Genomic DNA, 12688 nt, shown 5'->3' with positions numbered 1-12688 from the left:
GCACTCACCCTAACGTGGGCAGCGGCTGGTAGACGCGCAGCCAGTCGACCTGCATCCGCACGCTCGAGGCCCCCGGCGGCAGCACCGGGTCCCGGCCCGCCACGTCGGTGTGCACGTGCGTCTGGAACCCCGGCCACATCGGGCCCTTCGGCACCCGGCTCAGGTCCTCCTCGACATGGATCACCCGGCCGTCGAGCACATAGGTGATCTCGGTGGGTGTCCACCGGACGCTCGCCACGTGCCAGCGGGTGAAGTCGCCCGACACGATCGTCTGCTGCATCTGGTGGTCGTCCTCGGTGCCGTGGTGGGTGGTCACCGCCATCTGCTGGCGGGTCCCCCAGGTCTCGAAGATCTCCCAGTAGTTGATCTCGGGCGGCCAGCCGACGCCGGGATAGAGCAGCGCGGTGCCGGACACGCCCGCCCCGGGGTCGAAGCGGATCCTGGCGTCCCAGCGTCCGTGCTCGAGGTTGGCGTCCTCCCAGCTCCACGCGCCGACCCCGCCGCTGAGCCAGCGTCCCTGCTCGTCGGTATGGTTCTCCAAGGTGAGCACGCCCCCGCCCACCTGCACCCGATCGGGGTCCCACACCGTGGCGGGGCAGCAGCCCGGGACTCCTTCGTAGACCGACCACCGATCGGGGTCGAGCCACCAGAACTCCTCGGAGGCGACCAGCTGCCACCACACGGGCCCGCGGGTCAGCGGCCCCGGAGCCTCGGCGGGCGTCGATCCCGCCACCTGCCCCACTCCCCACGACAGGGAGAGGACGATCACGAGGAGCACAGGCGTGACGCGGCGCCCTAGACGGCGTTGTCGTCTCGGAGGACGCAATGAGGTGACAGAGTGCACGGTGGAGTCCTAGGGGTCGAGGGGGTGGGCGGTGGATCGGCTGTCCGCCTTGGTCTGGCCCGACGGTGAGGGGGGCACCCGCCTAAGGCGGACCGACGGGGTGGTCCCGCCGGGCGCGGAGCGGTACGTCGCGGTCCCCCACGTCGACGACCCGAGGTTCCTGCTGCCCCTCGACACCCCGGCGGTGGCCCGCGCTCGCCTGCTGCGCCGCTACAACCACCTGCGCACGGACACCCGACGGATCCTGCGGCTCGGCCTGGCTGCGGGCGTGAGGGTCGGCCTGCCACCCCAGCGGGCGGGGCGAAACCTGCTCCACGCGGAGCCCCCGACGCACGGGCGCACCCTGCTGGAGACCGTGGCCGAGGCCCTGGGGGTCGACGAGGCGCTGGTGCTCTCGACAGGCATCCGACCGGGCTCGCGGGTCACCCTCAACGTCACCGACAGCACCGGTGAGGCCCGCGCCTTCGTCAAGGTCGTCGCCGACGCCGACGACCGCGCAGCGCTGCTGCGAGAGCACGCGTTCCTGGCCGACTTCGCGGCCCGGGCCGTGCCCGGGCTGCTGGTGCCACGACCGCTCTTCCTGCTCGAGTGGGGGGCGTCGCTGGTGCTCGGCGTCGACCCGCTCCCCGACGACGTACGGCGGGTCAGCCCACGCCACGCCGCGCGCACCCACCCCTGGCTCGAGGCGATGACCGCCGCGCGTCCCCGCAACACGCTGCCCCTCGACGAGTCCCCTTGGCTGGCCGACCTGGCCCGCGACGCCGAGCGGCTGCCCGCGGAGTGGGCCGCGGTGCGCACCGAGGTCGAGGCGGCGACAGAGCGCTGGGCCGCGAACGCGCTGCCCCACGGCGTACGCCACGGCGACTGGTCGCCGTGGAACATGGCCTGGACCGGCGCCGCGACCCTGGCGCTGTGGGACTGGGAGTTCGGCCATCGGATGGCTCCTCTCGGTCTCGACCGCTGGAACTGGCGCTACACCTACGAGACGAGCGTGCGGGGCTTCCCCGCCGATCGAGCGGCCGGCAGACTCCGCGCCGCCGCCGCTCTGGCCCGGTCCCAGGAGCCGGATGCACCGCTGCTGGCGGAGCTGTTCCTGCTCGACATGCTGGTGCGCCGGGCCGGCCAGGCGGCGGCCGGCAACGACGCCTCGGCCGGCCACGCCCGGGCCCTGCTGGCTCAGCGCCCGACGACCACCGAGGCCGAGCGCACCGAGACCACCTGATTGCCGGCCGGGTCGCTCACCCGCACCCGGTAGAACACCTCCTGACCGGCGCTGACGCCGGTGTCGCGGACCGTGAACGTCTCCGTGGCGTACGGCGCGGACTCGCTGTCGACGACCGCGATCGGGTCGGTGAGCCCCCAGCCGCGGAAGACCTCGTAGCGCAGGTCGACGTCGTCGCGGTCGGCGCCCTCGAGCACCGACACGTCGACGTAGCGGCACCCCGAGCAGCTCTTCGCCGAGGGCCACGCGGCCCGCTCCGGGGCCGCGCTGCCCGTGGCGAAGCGCGCCAGGTTGGCCTGCGCGGTGCCGTTGACCCGGGAGAAGCCGCCGCCCATCACGAGGTGGGTGCCGTCGGTGGCCAGCGCCCGCGAGAGCAGCATCGTGTTCGGCGAGCCACCGGTGCCCGACGTCTGCACGAAGTAGGGCTTCATGATCCCGGTGGTGCGGTTGATGGCATGGATCGCGAGATAGGTGCGGGGAGCCGTCTCGGGCATCCCCCCTGCCCCGGCGCAGTCGTGGGCGTGGGAGGCGACGTAGAGGTCGTTGCCGACGGCCTGCAGCCCGAACGTGTCGCCGTAGCACCGGGCATACCAGTTGACGGCTCCGGTGCTCGCCTCGAGGGAGTAGACCCCCTCCTTGCGGTCGAGGCTGCCGGCCTGGTCGTCACGGGCCCCGAGGTAGACCGTGCTGCCGACCACCTCGAGCGTGGTGCCCCAGTTGGTCGAGGCGAGGAGGTAGTCGGCGCGCCAGTTGGGGACGTTCGCGCCGGTGGTGGAGCTGACGGCGATGAAGCCCTGGGCCGCCACACCGTTGACCTTGCGGAAGGTGCCCGTCATGAAGACCCGGTTGCCGCCACCGGCCACCGCGAGCGCGGTGACGCGCAGCGCCTCGTTGACGACGTTGTCGCTGATCTTGGGCTCCCACGCCGTCACGCTGTTGTCGCGCAGGTCGAAGGCGGCAGCGTCACGTCGCGTCGTCCAGTTGGCGCGGGCGAAGTTGCCTCCCACATAGAGCGTGTTGCCGTCCGGGGAGACCGCCAGCGCACGGACCGTGCCGTCGACGCCGTTCCAGCCCACCTGCCCCAGGAAGGCCCCCGTCGCCGCGTCGAACTTCGCGACGTGCTCGGCCTTCTGGCCGTTGATGCGGTTGAAGTCACCGCCCACGTAGAGCGTCTTGCCGTCCGGGGACAGCGCCATGGCGTGCACCGTCGCGGGCCCGTTGGTGTAGTCGTTGGTCAGCTGCGGCGCGAACGACGAGAGGGGCGCCCCCGTGGCCGCGTCGAAGGCGGCCAGGTGGGCCTGGCCGGTCTCGCTCGTGCCCTCGGCGGCCCCGGTCGGGCGGGTCGAGGTGAAGCCCCCACCCGCGTAGATCCTCCCGCCGGCCATCTCGAGGGCCCAGACGGGGCCGTTGGTCTGGCCCATGCTGGTGGCGCTGCCACGGAAGATCGTGTGCTCGGGGTCGTAGGCCGCCGCCGGTGGCGCGGCCAGCAGGGCCAGGCCCACGACCAGGGCGAAGAGAGCAGCCAGGGGCCTGGACAGGCGTGGAGGAAGGGGGCGGGACGGTGGCATGGCGCACTTCCTTGCGGGAGGACGGACGGGACTGGTGATCGGGCTGGTCATGACCACCACACGGGAGTGTCGAGCAGCTCGGCGAGCTCCTCGTTGTGGGTGGCGTAGTGGGCCTGCAGCGCATAGGCGCTGACGGCATCGATCTGCTCGCGCTCGCGGACCGCGTTGCGCTTGCGGCCGGTGAGAGGGGTCGGCGTCAGTCCCGAGAACTCCTGGATCCGGAGCAGCGTGGCGTCGGCGTCGGCGTAGAGGTCCTCGCTGCGCAGCACCAGGACGCGGTCGCGCCCGAGGGCGTCGAACCAGCGGCTCACCTGTCCGGCGTACTCGCCGCGGGTCCGGTAGGAGTACCAGTCCCAGGGCCGGCTGTAGTAGTGCGGCTCGTCGGCCATCCGCTGCTCCTCCCCTGCCAGCCGGCCCTCCTCGGCCCGCAGCGCGTCGCGGAAGCTGAGCGTCTCGACTCCGGCGCGACAGCGTTCGAGGTAGTGCGAGAAGGCCCGCTCGACCGGGTCACGCAGCAGCACCACGACCTTGGCCTGCGGGAGCTGGGCCGCCGCGCGCTCGGCGACCCGAGGGTCGAAGAGATAGAAGGGGCTCGCCTCCAGGGAGAGTGCCCCGCCGTGCCGGGCCGCGTGCCGGCTGCGGGCCAGACGCGTGGGGAAGTGCCCGAGATACCACTCCGGCCCTCGGTCGAAGTGCTGGTAGAAGTAGTGGCTGCTCTTGAGGTGCTTGGCGGCCGGCACCATCGCCATCACCTGGGGATGTCCGAGCAGCGTGGACCAGACGAAGGTCGTTCCACCCCGCTTGGTGCCCACGACGAGCAGGCCGGGACCCTCGCGGAGTCCGGCTGTCGCCGTCGTGAGCCGGCGTACTCCCGCCTCCGCCACCGTCTTCGCGAGGGCGGGCGTGGCTGCCTTGGCGATCTGCACCGCGCGCCCGTCGGTGGTGCCGCGCACCGGCTCCCCCCGGGTGAGCGGCCGGCGCCCCGTCGGGGCAGACGCCAGGGACCGGGTCATCGTCTTCTCCTCATCAGGTCCTGCAGGTCGTCGAGCTGGAGGGCCACGCGCCAGCGACGCAGCAGCGTCACGTAGACCGTCATCGAGACCACGGCGTAGGCCAGGAACCACCCCCAGCTGGGCTCGGCCACGATGCGGACCACGAGCCCGGGCACGCCGAACGCTGCGGTTGCGGCGGCACCGGCGAGCAGCACGCCGCGCCACGGCGGGACCACCCCGATCGCCCGCCGCCCGCGCACCACGCAGAGCACCGAGTCGACGGTCAGCGCGCTCGCCCACGCGATGGCGGCGCCGGTCAGGCCGAGCACCGGGATCAGCACCAGGTTGAGCACGATGTTGAGCGTCAGCGAGACGGCGGTGTTGCCGGCGGTCACTCGGCTCAGTCCCGCCATCAGCAGCACCGAGTTGATGTTGCCGAGCGCGAGGTAGCCCAGTATCCCCAGCGCCATCACGCTCATGGCGGTCGCTGCCACGAGGAAGTCCTCACCGACCAGACCCATCGCGAGCGGCGCGAAGGAGGCGAGGGCCAGGAACATCGGCCAGGACAGCAGCACCAGCCAGACCGAGGAGAGCGCATAGACGCCCTGCACGCGGTCCAGCTCACCACGCGAGTACGACGCGGCGAGCGTCGGCGCGGTCCCGACGCGCAGCGCCTCCATCGCCATCGTGCCGGAGGTGATGAACCGGCTCGCGGCGGCATAGGCACCGGCCGCGGCCGGACCGAGCATCAGCCCCACGATGATCACGTCGATCCAGACGATGCCGATCTCGAACATCGAGGCCAGTCCGCGGGGCAGGTTGAAGCGCCACACCTCCGCCCACACCTCGCGCCGGGGTCGGGCGGGAGCACCCGGCAGCCGCAGTCCGCGACGGGCGGCCAGGAGCACGTAGGCGAGTGCGACCACGTCCATCGTGAGCAGCGGGAGAGCCCAGCTCCACAGCAGCAGGGTGCCGTCGTCGCCCGCACCCCACAGGGCGACCACCAGCAGCAACCGACTCGTGGGCAGCCACACCTGGTAGAGCAGCACGAAGGGGCGCAGGCTTCCGAAGGAGCGGGTGCCGTTGAGGCAGGCCTGGCCGACCGCGGACAGCACGAGGGTGGCGGCCAGCACCCGGAGGAAGCCGGTGGCCAGCTCCACGTCATCGGGGGCGAAGGCGCGTGCCAGGTCTGCACTGGCCCAGGTCAGGCCGCCTGCGAGCAGCAGGCTCCAGCCGAGCACCGGCCACAGCCCGGCCCGCACCGACTCCCAGGCGTCGCGGTGGGCGTGCACGGCCCGATTGGCTGCCAGGCTCCGCAGCATCCCCGTGTCGCTGCCCAGCAGGGCAGCGCCGTTGAGGATCATGAAGACCGCGACGGCACCGAAGAAGAGGCCGGAGAGGTGTGCGCCGAAGAGCCGGCCGACCGCGAGCGTGAGCGCGAACCCGGCGACGGCGGCATACATCGCGCCCACGAGCGTGATGGCACCGCCGCGAGCGAGCTGACGCCGCTCCCCCGGGGCTCCCTGCCACCCGTCGTCCGGCACGGCCCGATCGGCGAGCCGCGGAGCGCTAGATGCCACGGCCGCGAGCATGGAGCGTCTCCTGGAGCCATCCCGCGCTCACGAGCCCGCTCAGCACCAGAGCGGTGAGCGCCAGCCGCGGCTCCCGCGGTCGGTCGGCCCAACCGCGACGCAGCCAGCGTGTCGACTCGCGACGCTGTCCCATGGCGGCGTGGGCGAAGGCGATCTGACCGTGGATGCGGGCCCGCCCCCGAGGAGAGGTGGCAAACTCCGGATAGCGCTCGAGGACCACCGCGAGGGCATCCGCGATCGTCTGCCACCGGCTGAAGAAGAACGACCCGCCGTTCCAGTGGATGTCGGCGACCACCTCCTCGACCAGGCGCAGCGTGCCGTGCCGGGCCAGGCGCAGCAGGAGGTCGTAGTCCTCGGCATAGCCGCCCGGGATCGTCTCGTCCCAGCCGCCGATCCGGTCGAGTGTCTCGCGCCGGTAGAGCATGGCGGAGGGGTGCAGCTCCATCACCCGGTCATCGAGCAGGTCGTTGAGGAGAACCTCGTGCCGCGGGGCGCGTCGGACGACGCTGCCCTCGCCACGGACGATGCGCACGCTGCCCCCCACGGCGACCGACTCGGGGTGGCGGCCCAGCTCTGCGACCTGGACCTGCAGCCGACCGGGCAGCCAGACGTCGTCGTCGTCGCAGGTCGCGACCAGATCAGCCGTGGTCAGGGCGAGGGCGCTGTTGCGGGCCCCCGCCACGCCGGGCGAGCGGTGGTTCTCCACGATCTCGAGGCACTGGCGGGAGGGGACCCGAGGAGCAGGCAGCTCGGCGTCCGTGGGCACTCCTCCGTCGAAGACGACGATCACCTGGACGGGCCCGGCGTAGTCCTGGGTCCAGATCGCGTCCAGCGCCCGCCGCAGCAGGGGGAGCCGGTCGCGGCTCGCGACGATGACCGAGACCGGGGGGAGGCCGGTCTGCTGCCCGCTCATCGGCGGGTCGCAGCCCGGCGCGGGACGGTCACGACGCCCAGACAGGGCACCCCCAGCAGCTCGAGACGGGCGCCCGCCTCCTCGACCTGGGCGAGGGTGGTGCGCCCGGTGGCCGCCACCAGCAGCGCGCCGTCGCAGCTCCGCGCGGTCTGCAGACCGTCGGTCAGCCGGCAGTCGAACGGCACGACCTGGATCTCACTGCCGGAGGAGGCGCCGGCCATCGCCCCGCGGATCTGCTGGAGCAGCTCCTCGTTGTGGCGAAAGAGCATGGCGGCGCCGAGCCGGTGCCTGTTCCGACCCTCGGGGAGCGGGAAGCTCTCCAGGAGGCCGACCGTGGCCATCATCCCCGCCCCGGAGCTGTCCAGGCGTCCCAGGTCGCGCAGACCGGCCGGGAGCGGGAGGCCAGGACGCACGCGGGGGCTGCGGGCCTCGAGAAGGTAGGCCAGGGCGGCCGCCAGGAGCAGCCCCCCGAGGCCGCCGGCCACGGGGAACGCCGCCCGGTTCACGCCTCCCTGCTCAGCCTGGCCGGCGGCGCCCTCGGCGACCTCGCCCGGGTCGACGACCGTCCGGTTCAGGGCCTGTCGCTGACGCCGCAGCTCGGGGACCTCCCACTCCGGCGCGGTGAGGATGAGCTTCTGCACCACGTCGATCTGGGCCTGCCAGTTCGCCCGTGCATCACGCTCGGCGACCTCGAGGTAGATCCGGGCGGCGGTGTCGGCGCCGGCCTCGGCCAGAGCGGCGGAGTCGGCGGAGTAGCCGAAGTCCACGAAGGAGGTGTTCTCGCGCGCGGTGACGGTGAGTCGCTGCGCCACGACGTCGGGCCCCTCCTCGCCGAGCTCCTCGGCGATCGCGGTGAGCGTGCTGCGGGTGGTCGCCAGGCCGACCTGGTCATCGGCCCAGCTGGTGGGCGCCGACATCTGGCCCACCGGGACCAGGCCGCTGCCCAAGCGGACCGCGGCTGTGGCGCTGTACGTCGTGGGGACCAGCGTGCCGAGAGCCAGGCCGGCGGCGACTCCCCAGAGGAGTCCGACCACGAGGAGATACCACCGCGAGGTCATCGACGGCACGATGCTGGTCATCGGCACGAGGCGCTCGGTCGCCGGGGGTGGGGTCCAGTCGGGTCGGGAATCAAGGTGCAGGACGCTCATGCGCGTCCTCCTTCCTGGTGAGGGCCAGCGCATGCGGATCGCGCGTGCGGTGGAAGCCGGAGACGGCAAGCGAGAAGAGGGCGACGGCGAGAGGCACGGGCAGCACCTCGTAGAACGCGATCTGGACCAGCAGGACCAGACCGGTGGCGTGCAGCCAGACGTCGTGGGAGCGACCCGACGCGGGACGGGCATGCCACCAGATGGTCAGCATCGCGGCCACGAACAGTGCTGCTCCGACGAACCCCTGCGAGACGAGGATCGTCCAGAGCTGGCCGTGCGTGCCGATCGAGACGTCGTTGCTGTCGGCGAGGCCCTGCGAGGACTGTGGAGCTCCGTAGCCGAAGAACGGCGACCGGACGGCGAGCCCCAGAGCCGCGTCGTAGAGCGTCTCCCGCGTGCTTGTGTTGGTGTGGGTGAAGCGCGCCGTGACGACGCGGTTGACCTCGGGGACGAAGGTGTACAGCGCTGCTGCCACCAGCCCGCACCCCGCCACGCCGACGAGCACGTGCCAGCGTCCGACCGCGGCGCGGCGGAGGAGGACGTAGGCCACTGCGACCCCGATGCTGATCCAGCAGCCCCGGTTCAGCGACACCAGGACCGGCACCAGCGAGAGGGCGAGCAGGGCCCCGATCACCAGGCGCGACCGGCGGCTGGGGGCGGTCAGCCAGGAATGGACGGCGACGGGGGTCAGGATGCCCACGGCGGCTCCCCAGTCGTTGGTGTAGGCGAAGAGCGGGCTGGGACGCGGCACGCCGTAGAGCCGGTCCCACTCGGAGAACTCCGGGTGCGTCAGGGCCACCACGAACGGGTCGCTGGCCCCCACTCGGCTGAGCAGCGCCTGCAGCGGGCTGGTGAACTCGAAGTTGGCGACCAGCACGCCCGGCACCGCGAGCAGCACGGCGCTCGCCCACAGCACGGTCAGCCAGCCGGTCACCCGCCACGGCTCCAAGCCCCGCCGCAGCGCGTTCCAGACGAAGAGCGCGAAGACCGCGACGGCCAGGTAGAGCAGCAGCCGAAGCGTGTAGGCCGCCGCGTAGCGCACGGTGGTGAGCATCAACGCGGAGACCAGCACCCACCCGAGGAAGAGCACCAGCACGCCGTAGCCCGGCGGCAGGGCGAGACCTCGACGGTTGCGATAGAGCCAGACCGCGACCGGCGCGGCCAGCACCGGCCACGCGGGGAACTGCACGCCGAGCGCCCACCACAGCGGATAGCCCACGAGGAGCAGTGCCACCGGCAGCGCAGCTCGGTCGACCACCCGCTCACGCGGGAACATCGGGGCGCTCATCAGGCGCTCACCGGGACCGCTCCGGTCTCACGCACCCGGCGCGCCGGGACGCCGGCGTAGACGCCCCCGGGCGGGCAGGTCCCGGTGACCACGGCGCCCGCGGCGACCACGCAGCCGTCGCCGATCCGCGCGCCGGGCAGCACCGTGACCCGCGCCCCGAGCCAGACCCGGTCGCCGATGGTGGTGGTGCGGTAGGTCGACCGGGTCGACGCCGAGCCGTCGGTCAGGTCGTGCGTGGCGGTCAGCACCATCACCTCGGGCCCGAGGTGGCACCGCTCGCCGATCTCGATGCGGCCCTGGGCGACGTCGAGGTAGCACGCGTGGTTGAGGAACGTGCCGCGGCCGATGTGCAGGTCGCGCCCGGTGATCCGGGTCCCGCTGAAGATGTTGGGGGTCCGGACATCGAGCCCGAGCGCACGGTAGAGCGCCCAGCGCACCGGGCGGGGCACCAGGCCCGAGCCGGCCACCAGGTCGAGGACGAGGTGGCGCCAGGCCATGGCGAGGTCGAGGCGCAGCCCACGGACGATGCTCATCGCGTCACCCGGGACTTCCAGGTCCTGCGCAGCGAGGATCGACGCAGCGGGCGCGCGCCGTCGAGCTGATCCAGCTCCTGCGCCAACCGGACGCGCGAGAGCAGGAGAGGTGAAGCCTCGACGACCTCCTGGCGGCCGTGGACGGGGCCGGTGCTCAGGAGGCCGTCGAGGACACTGTGGAAGCCGGCCTCGTCACCGGCCAGGCGGACGACGCCGGCGCGCGCGACGGTCGTCGCGAACCGGAGCTGGTGGTCGTCCACGTGCTCCCCCAGTGCGGGGTCGCGGGGCACGCACAGCGGGACGTGACCGTGGGTCTGCGCATCCATGATCGTGCCGGGACCGCCGTGACACACGACGGCACGCGCGGCGCCGAGGAGGTGCTGGATCTCGGAGTGGCGCAGGAAGCCATGCCCCTCCGCGGTGCGGGGGGATCGGCTGGCACCGTGCTGGATGACGACGTGGGCGTCCGCGGCGAGCCGTCCGGCGGCGGTGTCGGCCCACTCCACCAGACGGTCGAATCGATGGTGGTCGGTCCCCAGCAGGACCACGACGAGGGCGCTCACAGCAGCGGTCCGACCAGGCTGGCGTCGGGATACACGTCGAGCTGGCTGTCCCACTGCACGATCCGGCGGGTGGTGAAGGGACCGCAGAGCCGTCCGGTGAGGGTCGCCGAGTCGACGCGATCGTAGACCTCGATGAACACGGTCGGGATCCGCAGCAGCCAGGCCACCACGAAGAACGGCACGGCCACGCCCGCTCCGGCGCTGACCACCATTGCGGGGCGCTCTCGACGCACCACACGTACGGCGAGCAGCAGGTTGCGCAGCAGGTTGGGCAGATGGCGCGTCGTCGGCGCGTAGGAGAACAGCAGGCGCTCCTCGGACAGCCGGTCGCGGACGTCCGGGGTGTCGGGACACACCCACAGCCGCTCGCGACGCGACCACCAGGGACGCAGCGAGAGCAGCTGCGCCAGGTGCCCGCCCTGGGTGCTCACCAGGAGGACGGGGCCGGAGGTCGTCATCGGCTCGACGAGAAGGACCATCAGTAGGCTCCTTTGGCGAGCAGGACCGCGCGCACGGTGCGCAGGAAGATCGCCAGGTCGCCGGAGAACGTCAGGTTGTCGGCGTAGTGGACGTCCAGGGCGACGGACTCCTCCCAGTCGAGGTCGGAGCGACCGGACACCTGCCACAGGCCGGTGATCCCGGGCAGGACGACGAGCCGACGTCGGGCCACCTCGTCGTACTCGGCGACCTCGTGGGGCAGCGCGGGTCGCGGTCCCACCAGGGACATCTCGCCGCGCACCACGTTGAGCAGCTGCGGCACCTCGTCCAGTGACGAGCGGCGCAGCAGCCTCCCGAGGCGGGTGACCCGCGGGTCTCGGCGGATCTTGAACACGACGGCGTCCGCCTCGTTGGCGTCCAGCAGTCGGCTGCGGACCTGCTCGGCCCCGATGTGCATGGTCCGCAGCTTGAACATCGTGAAGGGGCGCCCGTAGCGACCGATCCGGGTCTGGCGGAAGAACGCCGGCCCCGGGCTGTCGAGCCGGACGGCGACGGCCAGCAGGACCAGCAGCGGGCTCACCAGCAGCAGCAGTGCCAGACCGGCAGCCCGGTCGAGCAGGCACTTGGCGAGGCGGACCAGCAGCCGCGGGCGGGTGGGGCAGACCTCGAGCAGGTGGCGCCCACCGATCCCGACCAGGCGGAGCCGGTGTCGGGCGGTCGGCCCCAGGACGTCGAGGAGGAGAAGCGGCACCCCCATCTCCTCCAGAGCCCAGCCGAGCCGGCGGAGCTCCGGGCCCGCGAGGCCGCAGCCCGGGGCGAGGATCACGACGTCGACCGGGTCGTTCGCCCGCGCGTCCAGGAGATCCACGATGGCGTCCGGATCACCCGCGTCGGTGATCGCGGTGACGGTGACGGACGGAGAGCGCCAGCCCTGTGCTGCTCGTCGAGCGGCTGCCGCGTCCCCGACCACCATCGCACGCACAGCGCCCCGTCGCCGAGCAGCCAGCCAACCCGCCGCGAGGCCTGCGGCGGCGAGGACCATCGTCGTCACCAGCACCTGACGCAGCTCCTCGATGGCCAGCACCGACCAGGCGGCTGCCGCCGCCGAGCCAGCGCTCAGGAGCACGACGCTCTCGAGCATCGAGCGCGGAGCGGTGGCCCACGGGCTCGCATCGCCTCCGGCCCGCGCGGCGCGCACCAGGACCCAGGCAAGGCCGGTCGAGGCGACGAGCACAGCGGGGAGGCCACTCAGCACGAGTCCCACGAGGGCCAGAATCAGCGCGCCGGTCTCCAGGAGGAGGAGGGAGTGGCCGGCTCGTCTCGGGGTGCAGCGCTGGGGGCCACCCGAGGTCCTGGACCGACCGATCGGATCAGCGCCGACCTCGGGGACCAAGTTGAGTGTGCCGTGTGACATCGGTGTCCCTTCGCTGCGAGTGGGGCGGGATGGACGGCGCAGTGAGTCCCGAGAGGACAACGAGAACACCGTCCACTTATGCGAACAGTGTTGTCAACGAACCCATCCCCAGGAGGTCACGCCTCGCGAAATGTGCTTCATGTCCCATTGATTCGGACGGGCGAGGCACGTTT

The 12688-nt window shown here is 72.4% G+C and carries 12 protein-coding genes; 1 reads left to right on the top strand and 11 read right to left on the bottom strand.

What is annotated here, in order from left to right; genetic code table 11:
• Positions 1-4 precede the first annotated feature (4 nt).
• On the bottom strand, positions 5-778 hold the full coding sequence (locus tag ACYU7L_RS09950; protein WP_460795670.1) for a glycoside hydrolase family 16 protein: 774 nt from the start codon (positions 776-778) through the stop codon (positions 5-7).
• A 97-nt stretch (positions 779-875) separates the two neighbouring features.
• Between ACYU7L_RS09950 and ACYU7L_RS09945 the strand changes: the two genes are divergently transcribed.
• Complete coding sequence (locus ACYU7L_RS09945; RefSeq protein ID WP_460795667.1) at positions 876-2066, top strand: phosphotransferase; 1191 nt, start codon at positions 876-878, stop codon at positions 2064-2066.
• Here the strand turns inward: ACYU7L_RS09945 and ACYU7L_RS09940 are convergent.
• The 10 genes from ACYU7L_RS09940 to ACYU7L_RS09895 are packed head-to-tail and all read right to left on the bottom strand — an operon-like array spanning position 2021 to position 12365.
• A complete protein-coding gene (locus ACYU7L_RS09940) occupies positions 2021-3634 on the bottom strand; it encodes a YncE family protein (RefSeq protein WP_460795665.1) in 1614 nt (537 codons plus the stop codon). The genes ACYU7L_RS09945 and ACYU7L_RS09940 overlap by 46 nt on opposite strands.
• A 47-nt stretch (positions 3635-3681) precedes the next feature.
• Entirely contained in the window at positions 3682-4647 is a 966-nt protein-coding gene (locus ACYU7L_RS09935; protein WP_460795662.1) for a sulfotransferase, read from the bottom strand.
• The gene (locus tag ACYU7L_RS09930) at positions 4644-6206 is read right to left on the bottom strand and encodes an MATE family efflux transporter (protein ID WP_460795660.1); all 1563 of its coding nucleotides are present in this window, start codon (positions 6204-6206) and stop codon (positions 4644-4646) included. Before ACYU7L_RS09930 ends, ACYU7L_RS09935 begins: the two co-directional genes overlap by 4 nt.
• Complete coding sequence (locus ACYU7L_RS09925) at positions 6196-7131, bottom strand: glycosyltransferase family 2 protein (RefSeq protein WP_460795658.1); 936 nt, start codon at positions 7129-7131, stop codon at positions 6196-6198. Before ACYU7L_RS09925 ends, ACYU7L_RS09930 begins: the two co-directional genes overlap by 11 nt.
• On the bottom strand, positions 7128-8279 hold the full coding sequence (locus tag ACYU7L_RS09920) for a hypothetical protein (protein WP_460795655.1): 1152 nt from the start codon (positions 8277-8279) through the stop codon (positions 7128-7130). Before ACYU7L_RS09920 ends, ACYU7L_RS09925 begins: the two co-directional genes overlap by 4 nt.
• Entirely contained in the window at positions 8260-9567 is a 1308-nt protein-coding gene (locus ACYU7L_RS09915) for an O-antigen ligase family protein (RefSeq protein WP_460795651.1), read from the bottom strand. The genes ACYU7L_RS09920 and ACYU7L_RS09915 overlap by 20 nt, the downstream gene beginning before the upstream one ends.
• Complete coding sequence (locus tag ACYU7L_RS09910) at positions 9567-10100, bottom strand: acyltransferase (RefSeq protein ID WP_460795649.1); 534 nt, start codon at positions 10098-10100, stop codon at positions 9567-9569. The genes ACYU7L_RS09915 and ACYU7L_RS09910 overlap by 1 nt, the downstream gene beginning before the upstream one ends.
• A complete protein-coding gene (locus tag ACYU7L_RS09905) occupies positions 10097-10663 on the bottom strand; it encodes a glycosyltransferase (protein WP_460795646.1) in 567 nt (188 codons plus the stop codon). The genes ACYU7L_RS09910 and ACYU7L_RS09905 overlap by 4 nt, the downstream gene beginning before the upstream one ends.
• Positions 10660-11142: a UDP-N-acetylglucosamine--LPS N-acetylglucosamine transferase gene (locus tag ACYU7L_RS09900; RefSeq protein WP_460795643.1), complete on the bottom strand. Its 483-nt coding sequence runs from the start codon at positions 11140-11142 to the stop codon at positions 10660-10662. The genes ACYU7L_RS09905 and ACYU7L_RS09900 overlap by 4 nt, the downstream gene beginning before the upstream one ends.
• The gene (locus ACYU7L_RS09895) at positions 11142-12365 is read right to left on the bottom strand and encodes a sugar transferase (RefSeq protein ID WP_460795641.1); all 1224 of its coding nucleotides are present in this window, start codon (positions 12363-12365) and stop codon (positions 11142-11144) included. Before ACYU7L_RS09895 ends, ACYU7L_RS09900 begins: the two co-directional genes overlap by 1 nt.
• Between the last annotated feature and the right edge of the window lie 323 nt (positions 12366-12688).

This window comes from Nocardioides pacificus, from assembly GCF_054775955.1.
Note: the sequence above shows the minus strand (reverse complement) of the source record. Positions and strands in the feature narration are given on the sequence as shown.